General features: G+C 69.8%; 14 protein-coding genes. 2 read left to right on the top strand and 12 right to left on the bottom strand.

The window, feature by feature from the left end:
• Positions 1 to 112: 112 nt before the first annotated feature.
• The 6 genes from OHA68_RS16940 to OHA68_RS16915 are packed head-to-tail and all read right to left on the bottom strand — an operon-like array spanning position 113 to position 7,283.
• Entirely contained in the window at positions 113 to 1,681 is a 1,569-nt protein-coding gene (locus OHA68_RS16940) for an NADH-quinone oxidoreductase subunit N (RefSeq protein WP_327108500.1), read from the bottom strand.
• Complete coding sequence (locus OHA68_RS16935) at positions 1,678 to 3,333, bottom strand: complex I subunit 4 family protein (protein ID WP_327108499.1); 1,656 nt, start codon at positions 3,331 to 3,333, stop codon at positions 1,678 to 1,680. The genes OHA68_RS16940 and OHA68_RS16935 overlap by 4 nt, the downstream gene beginning before the upstream one ends.
• The gene (locus tag OHA68_RS16930) at positions 3,330 to 5,279 is read right to left on the bottom strand and encodes an NADH-quinone oxidoreductase subunit 5 family protein (protein WP_327108498.1); all 1,950 of its coding nucleotides are present in this window, start codon (positions 5,277 to 5,279) and stop codon (positions 3,330 to 3,332) included. The genes OHA68_RS16935 and OHA68_RS16930 overlap by 4 nt, the downstream gene beginning before the upstream one ends.
• On the bottom strand, positions 5,276 to 5,713 hold the full coding sequence (gene nuoK, locus OHA68_RS16925) for an NADH-quinone oxidoreductase subunit NuoK (RefSeq protein WP_327108497.1): 438 nt from the start codon (positions 5,711 to 5,713) through the stop codon (positions 5,276 to 5,278). The genes OHA68_RS16930 and nuoK overlap by 4 nt, the downstream gene beginning before the upstream one ends.
• Positions 5,713 to 6,342, bottom strand: coding sequence for an NADH-quinone oxidoreductase subunit J family protein (locus tag OHA68_RS16920; protein WP_327108496.1), 630 nt, complete (start codon positions 6,340 to 6,342; stop codon positions 5,713 to 5,715). The genes nuoK and OHA68_RS16920 overlap by 1 nt, the downstream gene beginning before the upstream one ends.
• Complete coding sequence (locus OHA68_RS16915) at positions 6,339 to 7,283, bottom strand: 4Fe-4S binding protein (protein ID WP_327108495.1); 945 nt, start codon at positions 7,281 to 7,283, stop codon at positions 6,339 to 6,341. The genes OHA68_RS16920 and OHA68_RS16915 overlap by 4 nt, the downstream gene beginning before the upstream one ends.
• Before the next feature lie 207 nt (positions 7,284 to 7,490).
• Between OHA68_RS16915 and OHA68_RS16910 the strand changes: the two genes are divergently transcribed.
• Positions 7,491 to 8,690, top strand: coding sequence for a serine/threonine-protein kinase (locus tag OHA68_RS16910; RefSeq protein WP_327108494.1), 1,200 nt, complete (start codon positions 7,491 to 7,493; stop codon positions 8,688 to 8,690).
• A 98-nt stretch (positions 8,691 to 8,788) separates the two neighbouring features.
• Here the strand turns inward: OHA68_RS16910 and OHA68_RS16905 are convergent, their stop codons facing one another.
• Positions 8,789 to 9,190 (bottom strand): tautomerase family protein, encoded by a 402-nt coding sequence (locus OHA68_RS16905; RefSeq protein ID WP_327108493.1) that lies wholly within the window; start codon positions 9,188 to 9,190, stop codon positions 8,789 to 8,791.
• 62 nt (positions 9,191 to 9,252) lie between these two features.
• On the opposite strand from OHA68_RS16905, the gene OHA68_RS16900 reads away from it, so the two are divergent.
• A complete protein-coding gene (locus OHA68_RS16900; RefSeq protein WP_327108492.1) occupies positions 9,253 to 9,720 on the top strand; it encodes a MarR family winged helix-turn-helix transcriptional regulator in 468 nt (155 codons plus the stop codon).
• A gap of 135 nt (positions 9,721 to 9,855) precedes the next feature.
• Here the strand turns inward: OHA68_RS16900 and OHA68_RS16895 are convergent, their stop codons facing one another.
• The 5 genes from OHA68_RS16895 to OHA68_RS16875 form a co-directional block, all read right to left on the bottom strand.
• A complete protein-coding gene (locus tag OHA68_RS16895) occupies positions 9,856 to 10,641 on the bottom strand; it encodes a GNAT family N-acetyltransferase (protein ID WP_327108491.1) in 786 nt (261 codons plus the stop codon).
• 272 nt (positions 10,642 to 10,913) lie between these two features.
• Positions 10,914 to 11,534 carry a response regulator transcription factor gene (locus tag OHA68_RS16890; protein ID WP_327108490.1) on the bottom strand — a complete coding sequence of 207 codons (621 nt, stop codon included), beginning with the start codon at positions 11,532 to 11,534 and terminating at the stop codon, positions 10,914 to 10,916.
• Positions 11,531 to 12,739, bottom strand: a complete 1,209-nt coding sequence (locus OHA68_RS16885) for a sensor histidine kinase (protein ID WP_327108489.1) — start codon at positions 12,737 to 12,739, stop codon at positions 11,531 to 11,533. The genes OHA68_RS16890 and OHA68_RS16885 overlap by 4 nt, the downstream gene beginning before the upstream one ends.
• A gap of 98 nt (positions 12,740 to 12,837) precedes the next feature.
• On the bottom strand, positions 12,838 to 14,655 hold the full coding sequence (locus tag OHA68_RS16880; protein WP_327108488.1) for a hypothetical protein: 1,818 nt from the start codon (positions 14,653 to 14,655) through the stop codon (positions 12,838 to 12,840).
• A complete protein-coding gene (locus OHA68_RS16875; RefSeq protein WP_189142241.1) occupies positions 14,640 to 15,407 on the bottom strand; it encodes an ABC transporter ATP-binding protein in 768 nt (255 codons plus the stop codon). Before OHA68_RS16875 ends, OHA68_RS16880 begins: the two co-directional genes overlap by 16 nt.
• Positions 15,408 to 15,561: the final 154 nt, after the last annotated feature.

Here is a 15,561-nt window from a genome sequence, read left to right as displayed (position 1 = left end):
CCCGAGGGTGCCCGGCCGAGGGCAGACTCCCTGGTCACAGCTGTCTCCCTGGCATCTGGGCGCGTAGGGCGGCATCGCCCCGCGGCCTTCACGTCGGTGCGGGACGGATGAATCAGTACGTGGCAGATAAGAACGTCATGTCGAGCACCGGTTGCGGCGCGACCGAGAACAGGACCGCCACCGCCACCGCGATCCCGATGGCCACCCAGACCGCGGGGAACGGACGGCGCGCTGCCGGAGCCGCCGCCCGCTCGGGGGTGAAGAGCCGCGCCGTCCAGGCGACGTAGTAGTAGAGCCCGACCACGGTGTTGACCGCCATGACCACCGCCAGCCAGCCGGCGCCGCCGTCGACGATCTCCCGGAAGACCACGATCTTGGCGAACAGCCCGGCCAGCCCAGGCGGGAGCCCGGCCAGGCAGATCAGGCAGAACGCCAGCGCCAGCGCGGCCGCCGGGCTCCGGAACACCAGCCCCCGGTAGTCGTCCAGCTCATTGCGTGACGCGGTCCGCGACACGAGCATGACGACGGCGAACGCGCCCAGGTTCATGGCGGCGTAGATCACCAGGTAGGCCACGGTGGCCCCGACCGCCGTGGACGCCGCGTTCGCGCCGGGCCGGAACGCCACCGCGAGCGGGGCGAGGATGTAGCCCGACTGGGCGACGGACGACCACGCGAGCAGGCGTACGGCGGATCGCTGACGCATCGCCAGCAGGTTTCCCACCGTCATGGTGAGGGCCGAGATGATCGCGATGATCGGGATCCAGGTGGCCGACTGGCCGGGCAGCGCGAGGACCAGGACGAGGATCAGGCCCGCGAACCCGGCCGCCTTCGAGATCACCGAGAGCAGGGCGGCGACCGGGATGGGGGCGCCCTGGTAGACGTCCGCCGCCCAGGCGTGGAAGGGGACTGCCGCGATCTTGAAGGCGAACCCCGCGACGAGGAGCACGATCCCTACCGTGACCAGGCCCGGCAGGCCGTGATCGGCTTCGAGGATGGACGTGGACGCCTCCGGCCACCCCGGTGCTGGAAGCTCGCCGCTGAAGACGGCCGCCAGCCGTGGCAGGAAGACGGTCCCGGCGACGCCGTACAGCAGGGATACCCCGAAGAGCATGACGGCGGTCGACACGACCGACACCAGGAACAGCTTGACCGCGGCCTCCGAGGAGCGGCCGTCGTAGCGTTTCAGCGCGGTGAGCGCGAAGACCGGCAGGGAGACGAGCTCGAGCGCCACCACCAGCATGATCAGGTCTCGCGAGGCGGGCAGCGTCACGGCGCCGGTCAGCATGCACAGCAGGAGGAAGTGCCACTCTCCCACCGGAATGTCGCCCTCCGCCAGCTCGGTCATCGACATCAGCACCACGACGACGGCCGCCACCAGCGCCAACCCGGCGAAGATCAGGGTGAGCCGGTCGACCACGAACGAGCACGACTCGCCGGGCGAGCCGCCCTCGGCCAGGTGGGCGGGGACGCAGAAGGTGGACAGCGTCCCGGAGCCGGCCTGGGCGGCCTGCGCCACGACGAACCCCAAGGCGACCAGCACACCCCCGAGCGTCACGAACCCCAGCGCCGACTTGACCCCGCGCCGGGCGGGCAGAAAAGCGTCGAGCAGGAGTACGAGTGCCGCGACCAGGGCGAGGGTCAAGGGGGCCGCGATCGCGAAGTAGTCGATCTGCTGGATCATGACAGTGCTCCCAGCAGAGTCTGCACGGCCGGTGTGGTGAGCGAGAGCAGCAGTTGGGGCCAGAGCCCGAAGAGCAGGATCAGCACGATCAACGGCACCCAGGCGACCAGTTCGTACCGCTGGATGTCGAGCGCCTCCGGCACCGCACCCACGGGGGCGACCGGCCGCTCATCAGGCGTCTCCCAGGCGGCGAGGTCGCCGGCCGGGCGCACGATCGCGTCGGCGGGGTGATCGTCCGGACCGGCGCCGGCGGAGACCGGCAGCGGGACGGACGGCACGCCGTGGGTGACTCGGGAGAGCATGACCAGGAAGTAGGCCGCCGTCAGGACCGCGCCGAGACCGCCGATGACCATGAAGGTGAGGAACAGGGCGCGGGGCAGCACGTCGGCCGGTTGGAAGGCGCCGAGCAAGGCCAGCATCTCCCCCCAGAACCCGGCCAGCCCCGGCAGGCCGAGCGAGGCGATCGAGGCGAACGTCAGGACCGCGCCGAGGTGCGGAAGCCTGGCCAGCAGGCCGCCACCGAGCGACGGGATGTCGGCGGTGTGATGGCGGTCCTTGATCGCGCCGGCCAGGAAGAACAGCAGGCCGGTGATCAGGCCGTGGGCGACGTTGGCGAACAGGGCGCCGTTGATCCCGACCGTCGTCAGCGTGGCGAAGCCCAGCAGCACGAAGCCCATGTGGCCGACGGACGAGTAGGCGATCATCCGCTTGAGGTCGCGCTGCGCCAGGCAGGCCAGCGAGCCGTAGATGATCCCGACGACGGCGAAGGCGCCCAGCCACGGCGCCACCGCCACGGCCCCCTCCGGCAGGATCGGGATCGCGATCCTGGCGAAGCCGTACGTGCCCATCTTCAGCAGCACACCGGCCAGCAGGACGGAGCCGACCGTGGGAGCCTGCGTGTGCGCGTCCGGCAGCCAGGTGTGCAGCGGCCACATCGGGGTCTTGACCGCCAGCCCGAGTCCCACCGCCACGAACGCGAGCACCTGCACCGCCCTCGACATGCCCGCGCCGTGCGCCTGGCCGAGGGCGACGATGTCGAGGGTGCCGGTCTGCGCCCAGATGAGCAGCAGGCCGAGCAGCATCACCACCGAGCCGAGCAGCGTGTAGAGGATGAACTTGACCGCCGCGCCCCTGCGCTCCGCACCGCCCCAGATGGCGATCAGGAAGTACATCGGCACGAGCACGATCTCGAAGAACACGAAGAACAGCAGCAGGTCGAGCGCGAGGAACGTGCCGATCATGCCCACTTCGAGCACCAGCAGCGTGAACACCAGCGCCCTCGGCCTGGCCCCGCCCGGCCTGGGGTACAGCAGCTGGCCGGGACGGCGGGCGTCGCCCCAGCCCAGGTAGGCGAAGCAGAGGAACGTCAGCAGCGCCGTCAACGCGACCAGCGGCAGCGAGATCCCGTCGACGCCCAGATGGAAGCGCAGGTCGAGCCCGGGGACCCAGGGCAGGTCTACGGTGGCCTGGGGTCGTCCCGCCTGGCCGTGGTCGAACGTGGCCACCAGCGCCACGGCCAACGCCAGCGTCACGCCGGAGACGACCATCCCGTACGCCGGCAGGATCGGGCGCAGCAGCGACGGCGCGACCAGGAGCAGGAAGGCCCCCAGCAACGGCACGGCGAGGAGCGCGACGGGAAGCCAGCTCGTCATGTGAACATCACCGCCCCCACCACGATCAAGAGGACTCCGGCCAGCAGGCCGCTCACATAGAGCTGTACGTTGCCGTTCTGCGCGAGTCGCAGCAGCCCGGACAGCCCGCGCGCCGACCGGCCCGAGCCGCGCACCGCGCCGTCCACCACCGTGTCGTCCGTCCTGACGACGAGCCCGGCCAGCGCCACGATCGGGCGGGCGATGACGGCGGCGTAGAGGTGGTCGACGTAGAAGGCCTGCTCACACGGCTGCCGCAGCGGCCCGAGCAGCCGGGCCGGGTCGGCCACGGGGTCGCTGCGCCACGAGGCGTACACCACGGCCGCGCCGAGCAGCGCGAGGACGACGCTGATGACCGCCACGGGTGCGTCGAGGTGGAGGCCACCCGCGAAACCGAGCAGCACGGCCGGGACCGCGAGCAGGACGACCGGCACCAGCATCGTCGGCGGCGCCTCGCGGGTGTCGATGACGTGCGCCGTGCCGGGCGCGGGCTCGGGGAGCGCGACGGTCCGCGACCGGCCGAAGAAGGTGCGCAGCCAGGCCCTGGTGGCGTACGCGCCGGTGACGGCGACGGTCGCGAGCGCGCAACCGTACAGGAGCAGGGCGGCGGCGTCGGTGAGGCCGCCGGCGAGCGCTCCTTCCATGGCCACGAGCACGGCGTCCTTGCTGAAGAAGCCGCTGAACGGAGGCAGGCCCATGAGGGCGGCGAAGCCGACCGTCGTCGCCGCGAACGTGATCGGCAGTTCCCGGCGCAGCCCGCCCATCTGGCTCATCAGGTTGGAGCCGACGTGGTGGATCACGACGCCCGCGCACAGGAACAGCAGCGCCTTGAACGCGCCGTGCGTGATCAGGTGGAAAATCGCCGCGGTGTCGGACCCGGTGGCGAGACCGCCGGCCATGTAGGCGAGCTGGCTGACCGTTGAGTAGGCCAGCACCCGTTTCAGGTCGTCCTGCGCCAGCGCGGCCAGTGCGGCGCCCAGCATGCCGAGCGCGGCCAGGACCGCGAGCACGTCGAGCGTCGGCCGGGCCGCCGCGAAGGCGGGGAAGAGCCTGGCCACGAGGAAGATGCCCGCGGCGACCATGGTCGCGGCGTGGATGAGCGCACTGATCGGGGTCGGGCCCGCCATCGCGTCAGGCAGCCAGGTGTGCAGCGGCACCTGGGCGCTCTTGCCCGCGACCCCCGCGAGCAGGAGCATCGTCGCGGCGACCAGCGTGCCGGCGGACATCTCGGGCACCTTCGCCAGCACGTCGGCGATGCGGAAGCTGCCTGCGGCGCCGCCCAGCACGAAGATGCCGAACAGGAAGCCGACGTCACCCAGACGGGTCACCAGGAACGCCTTGACCGCGGCGCGCGAATTGCCGCGGTCCTCCCACCAGTGGCCGATGAGGAGGTAGGAGCACAGGCCCATGATCTCCCAGCCCACATAAAGGACGAGGAGGTCGCCCGCGTAGACCACGAGGAGCATGGCGCTGGTGAACAGGCTGATGAAGGCGCTGTAGGAGGGGTAGCGGGGGTCGTCCTTCAGATAACCGATCGAATAGATCTGTACGGCCAGCGCCACGAGCGTCACCAGCACGCCGAGCAGGCCGGAGAGGTCGTCGGCCTGGAGCGTGAGCGAGATCGGGACGCCGCCGGTGTCGATCGCGCCGTAGGTGTCGCCCACGGGGACCGAGCGGGCGCCGCCGTCGAGGAAGGCGAACCCTTGTCCCCAGGCCAGCCAGAGAGCCAGCACCGCCGCGGCGGCGGTCGGCACGACCGCGATCCAGGCGGCCCGGCGGCTGGCCCGAGCCGAATCCTCATCCGCGGGGGTGCCGCCGACGTGGGCGGCGGGGCCGGCGGCCGGTCCGTTGCTCTGGCGGGCGCGCCCCCGGGGCCAGCGGGACAGCAGGAGGCCGGCGAAGGCCGCCAGGAAGGGCAGGAGTACGGCCAGCAACGGGAAGGTCGTCACGACTTGCCCCCTCGTCCGGCTGGGCGGCCATCGCCGTGGTCGCGCTCCACCGGCTGGTCATCGGTCGTGTGCCGCTGGGTCTGTGCCTGGTCTGTCACCGTGGGGTTGCCCGGAGTGGGCCCGTCCGCGGGCTCTGCCAGGTCGCGCAGGTGGTCGAGGTCGACTGTCCTGCGGTTGCGGTAGAGGGCGAGCACGATGGCCAGGCCGACGCCCACCTCGGCCGCCGCGATGACGATGACGAACAGGGTCAGCACCTGGCCGCTGTGCAGGCGGTCGCCGAGCCACACGTCGAACGCGACCAGGTTGAGGTTAACGGCGTTGAGCATCAGCTCGACCGACATCAGCACCAGGATCGTGTTGCGCCTGGCGAGCACGCCGTAGACGCCGATAGAGAACAGGAGCGCGGAGACGACGGCCGGATAGACGATGTGCACTAATGACCCCCGGTCTGGTCGGGTGGGGATCCTCCACCGGGTGTGTCCGTACGGGACAGGCCGTTGGGCCCGTCACCGCGCTGATTCGTACCGTTGGCGCCGGTTATGTCGGTGCGGGAGAGGACGATGGCGCCGATCAGGGCGGCCAGCAGGAGCACCGAGAGGGCCTCGAACGGCAGCACCCAGGTGCTGAAGATGCTGCCTCCCAGCTCCCCCGCGCCGCCCTGGCCGGGTGTCAGCGGGGTGTAGGCCATGCGGAAGCCGTCGATCACCACGGTGACCAGGATGGCGGCCGTCGCCAGCGCCACCACGACCGCGGCCGGCCTGTTGCCGCTGTCGAGGTCGGTGGAGCGGCCGATGGGCGCGCGGGTGAGCATGATGCCGAACAGCAGCAGGACGATCACGGCGCCCACATAGATGAGGACCTGCACCCAGGCCACGAACTCCGCGGTCAGGACCAGGTAGCAGCCGGCCAGGGCGCCGAAGGTGACCACGAGCCAGAGGGCGGCGTGGACGAGTTGCCGGGTCGTGACGACGAGCAGCGCGGATCCGACCGCCACCGCTCCCAGGAGCAGGAAGATGATCTCTTGCCCGGTGGGTGACAGATAGGAGGGCATCGCCTCGGTCACGACTCCTCCTTTGGCTCCCTTGGCTGATCAGGGCCGAGCCGCCCGGGCGGGCGGATGGATCGTGGATCGGCCATCCGCCGCCTCGGCGGTCTCGCGCCAGAATTCTGCCCCTCCGAACCGGGGTCCGGTCGCGGTTCCTGCTCGCCTGTGGACAACTCTTCTCCGGACGGCGTGCCTGTGGATGACGCCGCGCCGCCGGGCTGGGTCATGGGTGACTCATCGTCGGAGTCCGCCGCCCTGCTCTCGGGGGGACTGTCCGCTTTGAGCTCGGGCTCCGCTGCTGGGGGTGGAGGGGGCGTACCGGAAATGTCCCCAGCGTCGGCGGGAATCGCTTCGCCCTGGGCCGCCTTGCCGGGGGCGGCGTCCTTACCGGGGGCGACGTCCTTGCCGGGGGCGACGTCCTTACCCGGGGTGGCCGCTCCGCCCGCGGTGGTCGCTCCGCCCGCGGTGGTCGCTCTGCCTGAGGTGCGGGCGGGGGGCGCGTCGGTGGAGCGGGCGGGACGGCGCGGGGCGGCGGTCAGTTCCTTGGGGGGCGCGGCGCCGGCGTCGTGGGACGGGGGCGGTGGGACCGTGGCGACCCAGGTGCCCAGCTTGTCCTTCTCGTGGAGAAGGTTGCGGATGTCGCCTTCGGCGTACTCGAACTCGGGTGACCAGAAGAGAGCGTCGAACGGGCACACCTCAATGCAGATGCCGCAATACATGCACAGGGAGAAGTCGATGGCGAACCGGTCGAGAACGTTGCGCTGGCGCGGGCGGCCGCCTTCGGGTGCTGGGAGGGTCTCCTTGTGCGAGTCGATGTAGATGCACCAGTCGGGGCACTCTCGGGCACAGAGCATGCAAGAGGTGCAGTTCTCCTCGACCAGGGCGATCACGCCACGACTGCGCGGCGGGAGGGCGGGTCTGACCTCCGGGTATTGCTGGGTGTCGGATTTGCGCAGCATGTGGCGAAGGGTGATGCTAAGCCCCTTCGCGAGCCCTACGCCGGGTATCCGTCCCATACTTCAACATCATGGCGCACTTAAGCGCGCAGGTGAATGAGCTGGCGCGTTGTCCCCAGGTTTTCCACAGTCATCCACAGGCTGCGGGAAGTTATCCACAAGAACGAGAGACGCCCGATATGTGCAAGTCCTGAGCGATAGTCTCTCGCCATGTCGTATCGCCATCCGAGCCGCCCCAGTGGCGGGGCATGGGCCGCTTCCATCGTGTGGGCGGGCCTGTCCTTCGTCTCGTGCGGCCTGGCGACGCCGCTCACGATCGGGTTCGCGGCGTTCTGGCTGCGGAGCGGGTGGCAGTTTCTCGCCGCGTGCGCCTATGCCTTCTCCACGGGCATCTTCGTCATCGCGATCTCGGCGTACGACGACGTGAACGACATTCCCGAGCCCTTCAGCACGCTGGTCTCCCTCATGTTCGTGGCCGCCTGGATCGCCGGGGTGATCCACTCGGGCATCCTCGTGCCCGCGATGGCCAAGGCGCGTCCCGGCATCACCGCCTCTCGTCCACACGCGCCACCCCCGCCGCCGCGTCCTCGGCCTAATGTGCACCACCAGACCACCGCCCCCTCCTCCCACCATCGGCCGGGCGAGCCCGAATGGATCGGGCACTATCGGGTGCTCCAGCCGCTGGGTCGCGGTGGCCAAGGCGTGGTCTATCTCGCCATGGCGCCCAACGGGACCCGGGTGGCCGTGAAGGTGCTGCATGACCTGGTCGATGAGACCGCGCGGGACAGGTTCGCCAGGGAGGTCGACACGGCACGGCGAGTGGCGACGTTTTCCACAGCCCGCGTGCTCGACGTGAGCATCACGGGACACTTCGCCTACATCGTCAGCGAGTACGTGGAAGGCCCCTCACTTGAGCAGCTGGTGCGCCGGCACGGGCCGCGTGACGAGGACAGCCTGACCCGGCTGGCGTTGTCCACGGTCGGGGCGCTGGCGGCCATCCACAAAGCGGGGATCGTGCACCGCGACTTCAAGCCCAGCAATGTGCTCATCGGCCACGACGGGCCGAGGGTCATCGACTTCGGCATCGCTCGGGCGCTCGATCAGGTGACGGTGACGGCGGGCAAGATGGTCGGCACGCCGCCTTACATGTCGCCCGAGCAGTTATCCGGGGAGCAGGTAGGGCCCCCGGCCGACGTGTTCAGCTGGGCTGTGACCATGATGTTCGCCGCGACGGGGCGGCCCGTGTTCGGGGAGGACAGCATGCCTGCGATCTTCAACCGGGTGCTCACCTTTCATCCGGACTTATCGCCACTGCCGCAGCACCTTCGCGGGGTCGTCGGCGCCTGCCTGTCCAAACGGCCTGAGGATCGGCCTACGGCCTCTGACGTGATGCTGGCCATCGTCCATTAGCGCGAAGCCGGCTTCCGGGCCGAACGATGGCGGATGGGTACGGTTTCACGACCGGCCCCTCCTCGGCATCTGTCCACAAGGTCTCCGCTGAAGATCACTCAGTGGGAAACGGGCCGGCCGTCGACGATCACGCCTCCGATCGCGGTGCGGCCTGCCGGGGTGGCGACGAGTTCGACCGTGATGCTGTCGCGCAGGTGCGCTCCGAGGACGTCTGCGGCCGCGTCGGTGACGGTTCGCACGAGCTTGGCGATGAGCTCGCCGCTGTCGGGACGGGTGAACGCCGCCTCGCGGATGCCGAACATGATCGCGGGTGGGGCCTCGTCGACCGGCTTGCCCCGAAGGCCCCACCGTCCTGCGGGTACGCCGTCGAGGTGGATGACCGCGACGTCGCGGGCCCACTCGCCGTACACGTCGACCACCGCGTCGGTCAGTGCGGCGATGAGGGCCGATTCGTTGCCCTGGAGCTGCGGCTCCAGGACCCGGACCGTCAGATGTGGCATGGTGATTCTCCTGTTTGTTTCCAAATTAGCTTTGCTAGTAAAGATAATCGGCGAGGTGCCAGATGGTCAATGACGCGGACGGCATGACCACCGACCAGGCGGTGCGGTCCATGCTGCTGCTGATGCCCAGGCTCGTCGGGCGGGCCAAGCGGCTGCCCATGCCGGAAGTGCTGCGGACGCTCGATCTCGCGCCCCGGCACCTGTCGCTGCTGGCCTACCTGCAGCACGACGGCTCTCTCACGGTGAGCCAGCTGGCGGAGCGGCTGGAGATCGCCCCGACGACCGTCAGCCTCATGGTGAGTGATCTGTCTCGCCGCGGTGTCGTGACGCGGGAAGAGGACGATGCCGACCGGCGACGGCGGCTCGTCGCGATCGCACCGGAGTACGTCGAGGCGATCGACGAGTGGCTGGCAGGCAGCGCGCTGGCGTGGGCCGAGGTCCTGGCCGACCTCACCCCGGCCGAACGCGCCACGATCGTACGGACGATGCGCGCCTACGAGACCGCCTTGGGCAAACGGATGCCCGGCTGAACTGAAGCTCACGCAGGTGTGGAAAGCGAGGCCTGGAGGTCCGTTCGCTGCCGGAGGAATGGGTGGAGGTGACGGTCGGTCTGGTCTCCGGGTGACCGTCACCTGATCAGGGGCGGTATACGTGCGGGATCGTGATCAGGGGCGGTATACGTACGGGATTGTTGTGGTTAGGGGGAGGAAGCCGAGGCGTTGGAGGATGGGGCGGCTGTCGTCGGAGGCGTCCACTTGGAGGTAGCGGTAACCGCGTTCGGCGGCGATGCGGGTGCGGTAGGCGACCAGGGCTCGGTAGATGCCCTTGCCGCGCCAGGCCGGTACGGTGCCGCCGCTCCAGAGGCTGGCGAAGTCCGTGCCTGCGTGGAGTTCCATCCGGGCGGCGCTGACCGGGAGGTCGCCGGCCATGGCGAGGACGGCGATGAGCTGGTCTGCGGCGAGCTGGGTGAGCAGGCTCTCTCGCAGTCCGCTGAAATCGGTGCCGAACGCCTGGTCGTGCACATCCCTCAGGAGATCCACGTCCGCGGGTGTGGTCACCGGGCGGAGCTGGACGGATTCGGGGAGGTCGATGCCGGTCGGCAGGTCCGGCACCTGGGCGACCATGAGGGTCTCCGCGGGCTCGGGCACGAAGCCGGCCGCCGCCAGCCGGTCGGCGAGGTCGGCCGGCTGGTCGTGGGCGTACAGCTTCCATTCGAACTCGCGGCCGAGGTCGGTGAAGTGGCCCACCTGCGCGGCGATCGCCGCGTCCGCCGTGGCGTCGTCGAGGTCCGACCAGACGACGGTGGCCCAGCCGTCACCGGTGGAGCCGTCACCGGTGGAGAGGTGCCGCACCACGTCGCCCGTCCGCTCGACCCGATCTCCTGCGCCGGCGGACCGGGCCTCCCGCCGGAGTTGACGGTCGAACATCTCCAGCACCACGTCACGATTCACCCGCCCACCTCAGCAGCGCTGCAGCAGATCACGCAACACCATTTCCCGGTTCACACGCCCACCTCAGCAGCGTTGCGGCAGACCGCCCAGCACCATTTTCCCGGTTCACACGCCCACCTCAGCAGCGCTGCGGCAGACCGCCCAGCACCACATCCCAGTTCACGCGCCCACCTCAGCAGCGCTTGAGCTTTCCCCCATAGCACGGCCACCTGCAGCGTTCCTGCGGGTAGGCGGGTAGGCGGGTGGTTGTGTGGAAGTGGGCTGTTGGCCGACTAGCTGAGCAGACCTCGTCGATAACCCTCGCCGACGGCGGCGGCGCGGTCGCGGACGCCGAGTTTGTCGTAGATGTGCAGCAGGTGTGTCTTGATGCTGGCCTCGCTGATGAAGAGCTTGGCGGCCGCCTGACGGTTGGAGGCACCGTCGGCCACGAGGGCGAGGACCTGGAGTTCGCGGTCGGTGAGGGCAGCCTTGACAGGTCTGCGTACCTGGCCCATCAGAAGGCCGGCGACGGACGGGGACAGGACCGGCTCGCCGGCGGCCGCGGCGCGGACGGCGCGCAGGAGTTCGTCGGTGGGGGCGTCCTTGAGGAGGTAGCCGGTGGCGCCGGCTTCGATGGCGGGCAGGACGTCGGAGTCGCCGTCGAAGGTGGTCAGAACGAGCGTCTTGATGCGGGGGTGGGAGTGGCGCAGGGCGGTGATGGCGCTGACGCCGTCCATTACGGGCATGCGCAGGTCCATGAGGACGATGTCGACCTCGAGTGCGGCGGCGCGTTCGATGCCTTCGCGGCCGTTGGCGGCTTCGCCGACGACATCGATGTCGGGTTCGGCTTCGAAGGCAGAGCGCAGGCCGTCGCGGACGATGGGGTGGTCGTCCACGATGAGAAGGCGGATCACCGTTGATCTCCACGGAGCGCGGGGACGGTGGCGCTGACGGCGGTGCCCTCGCCGGGCGTGCTCTCGATTTCGAGGGAGCCGCCGACGCCGCGGACGCGTTGTCTCATGCTGCTGAGTCCGAATCCTTTGCCGTTGGGGTTGTGGATGCCGGTGCCGTTGTCGCGGATGTCGAGAAGGACGACGGCGCCGGTGTAGGAGAGGGTGAGGCCGGCTCGGGTGGCGGCCGCGTGTTTGGCGACGTTGGCGAGCGCTTCCTGGGCGACGCGGAAGAGGGTGACCTCGATGGCGGGGCTGAGGGGGACGCGGTCGCCGGTCACTTCGACGTGGAGGTCGACGCCGGTGCTCTGGGTCCACTCGTGGGCCAGGGTGGTCATGGCTTCGGGGAGGTGGGCGTCCTCGAGCTGGTGCGGCTGGAGGGCGGAGACGGAGCGGCGGGCTTCGGTGAGGCTGTCCTCGGCGAGGTTGAGCGCCCGTTGGAGATGGGTGCCGGAATCCTTGACGCGTTGGGCGGCGCGTAGCTGGGTGATGATGCCGGTGAGGCCTTGGGCGAGCGTGTCGTGGATCTCGCGTGCCATGCGCTGGCGTTCGTCGAGGATGCCGGCCTGGTGGGCTTGGGTGAGGAGCTGGGCGTGGAGGTTGGCGTTCTCCTCCATGGCGGTCTGAAGATCGCTGACTGCTTTCCGGTATTTGCGCTGCCGGTCCTCGATCTTGATGCCTGCGATGGAGCCGCCGCCGATGGCGACGGTCTGCACGACGATGATCGCCAGGTAGAAGGTGATGAGCTGGATGGTGGCCTGTGCCCAGTCGAGCGTCGATCCGTACAGGACGAAGGAGGTGGCGGCGACGGCGGCGAAGGTCCACTTGGAGGGAGCGAAGTTGGCGGCGAGGAAGAAGCCGGAGATGCAGTAGATGATGAAGATGGGGTCGTGGAAGGCCAGCAGCGCGGCGGTGGCCAGGACACCGACGAAGTGGACGGTGATGGCGACCCGCCGCTGGCGCACGGCGACGGGGAGGAGCGTGCGGGCGCCGGCATTCCAGACGAGGGCCAGGGCGGTGAACCCGAGTGTGCGGGGGATCCCGCCAGCGGGCTGGTCGGGTGAGGCCAGGCTGATGACGAGGGAAGCGGCGAGGGTGACGTAGGGGATGATCTCGACGACGTTCTCGAAGCGTCGTTCCCAGGGGGAGAGTGGGAAGGGGTCGTTCATCCGGGGCATGCCCTCCGCTCGGGTACGGACGGGGTTTCAGCTGGTGGTGACCGATGAGGACGGGGTTTCAGCTGGTGGTGACCGATGAGGACGGGGTTTCAGCTGGTGGTGACCGATGAGGACGAGCTTAGGCGGATGGGGATCAGGATGGCGTAGCCGTACATGAGCAGCCCTAAGGCGATCATGAAAATGATAGTGGGCCATTGCCAGATCGGCGGGAGATGGAGGGCGAGGAACCATACGCGATCCTCGATGCCGAGGATCTTCATGACCATGGGCGCGATCCCCTGAGGGAACAGGGGAAGCCAGGCGATGGCGTAGCTGATCGTGACGCCGATGCGATGCTGGATGGGGAGATCGGCGGTGGTGGGCTTGTCGGCCTGGGGTGCCGGGCCGTGCTTCATGAGGTTGAGGAGATCGATCCCGTGGTTCTCGAGCCTGCGGTAGGCGATCTTGCCGAGTCCCCAGGCGCTTAGGGCGCCGGTCAGCACACCGGTGGCGATGCCGGCCCAGGGGTGGAGGAGGATGGCGCCGGCCGCAGGCAGGGCGGTGGCGGGGACGGCGACGAGCACGAGCCAGGCGAGGCTGGTTTCGGCGGTTTCGTCAGCGCCGGTGCTGAGGGGATTGCCGCCGCGCTTGTGGGGATCGGTCCCGGGGACGAGCGAGGTCACGGCGAGCAGGACGATGATCCCGGCGCCGCCGCCGAGCAGAGCGGGGAGCAGGCCGAGTACCCACGGCCAAGCCCACGCTTCGCCGCTGACGAGGGTGCCGGCCAGGGAGAGGACGACCGCGGCTGGGCCGACGACGAGGAGCCAGGCCAGTTGGCGGCCGCGGACGTCGGCGCGCTCCGCCCCGGGGGTCATGAGGGTGAGCCAGAGGGCGGTCCCGTCTGAGCCGTAGAGGTTGGCCGAGGACGCGGCGGCCATCACGATCGCGACGAGTCCCGTGAAGGGGACCATGATCCAGACGTCGATGGTGACGAGCAGGAGAGGGAAGACGAGGGCGAAGGAGAAGGCGGTGGCGAGGAGCTGGATGCGGACGAGGTCGCGCCACCAGGCGCGCAGTTCCTTGGCGGCGGCGATGCGGGCACCGCTGGTGATGGGGAAGGGCCGGGGCGTGCCGCGGCGGGGCGGCACACCGCCGCGTGCGGCCGAGACGACCCGCCGCGACAGCAGGCCGGCCCAGACGGCCAGAAGAAGGACGATCACGCCGGTGCCGGCGACGAGGATGGCGAGGGCGAGAGGCCAGGGGGCTTCGACGGCGGCCACACCCCATCCGGAGGGCAGGACGCGGAGCACCACCTGGGACCAGGCGGTGGTGTCGGTGCCGCCCAGAGCTGCGACGGGTGCCCAGCCGTTGCTGCACAGAGCGATGGCGGTGCCGGCCCCGCTGCCGACGGCGGCCGCGGTGGCGCGGGATCTGACGAACAGGCCGATGAGCGCCACGATGACGCGGGAGATCATCACCATGGTGATGAGCGTGGTGACGGCTGCTGCCAGGCCGATGAGCACTCCGGCCGGGCCGAAGCGCCAGCCGTACACGGGCAGGGACAGCAGGGCGATGAGATTCACCGCTGGTGCGGGGCCCGCGAAGGCTCCGGCGAGCAGTGCCACCGCGATCCGGCCTGGCTTGGCCGGGAGCATGGAGAAGTATTCGGGGCGGAGGGCCTCGCTGCCCCCGATGACGATGGGGCCGAAGACCCAGCCGGAGAGCCACGCGGCCAGGGTGAGGGGCAGGTAGGCGGGCCACAGGACGGCGACGGCGATCGTTCCGAAGGCGAGGATCAGCCCGGTCGAGACGCCGATGTAGAGGTTGGCGGCGTTGTCGCCGCGCAGGGAGTTGCGCATGAGCGCCAGCCGCATGCGGATCATGTGCTGTGCCGATGCGGCTGGGCCGGGGGTCAGGAGGTGAGCCATGCCAGCCCCTCCGTTCCTCCGGTGCGGGCGCCGACGAGGTCGACGAAGGCATCCTCCAGGGTTCCGGCGCCGCGTACGTCGGCCAGCGACCCAGCGGCTACGACGCGGCCGTCGGAGATGACGCCCACGTGGTCGCAGAGCTGCTCGACGAGGGCCATGACATGGCTGGAGATGATCACGGAGCCGCCGTTGCCCGCGAACCTGCGCAGGATGGTCTTGATCGTGGCCGCGGAGACGGGGTCGACGGCCTCGAAGGGCTCGTCCAGGACGAGCAGGCGAGGCGCGTGCAGGAGGGCGACGGCCAGGCCGATCTTCTTGCGCATGCCGGTGGAGTATTCGATGACCAGGGTCCGCTCGGCGGAGTCGAGCTCGAGAACCTGGAGGAGTTCGTCGGTGCGCTCGGCGACGACGGTGGGGGGCAGGCCGCGCAGCAGGCCGAGGTAGGTGAGGACCTCGCGGCCGGTGAGCCGTTCCGGCATGGCGTTGCCGTCGGGCAGCACGCCGATCAGTCCCTTGGCCTGGACGGTGTCGCGCCAGACGTCCACGCCGAAGATTTCGGCGCGGCCGGCGTCGGGGCGGAGCAGGCCGACGGCCATGGCCAGGGTGGTGGTCTTGCCGGCGCCGTTAGGGCCGACCAGGCCGTAGAAGGATCCGGCGGGAACAGTGAGGTGGATGTCGTCGACGGCCAGGTGGTCGCCGAAGGCTTTGCGGAGTCCGGTGGTACGGAGGGCGGGCTCCCGGTGGGTTGACATGCTTTGAGAATCGCGCGAGGGCGGGGATGACGGATCGTCCGGGCGGAGAGCGAGATGGTCGATTCCGGCATCAACCGATCGGTTGATGCCTGCCGCATCCACAGCAACCACGGCAAAGACCGCACCGTCCCTTCAAAGAGCGTGTGTCCCTCGC

It is taken from the genome of Nonomuraea glycinis, assembly GCF_035920485.1.
In the GTDB taxonomy this organism is placed as follows: Bacteria; Actinomycetota; Actinomycetes; order Streptosporangiales; family Streptosporangiaceae; genus Nonomuraea; species Nonomuraea glycinis.
This window is presented reverse-complemented; position numbering and strand designations above follow the sequence as displayed.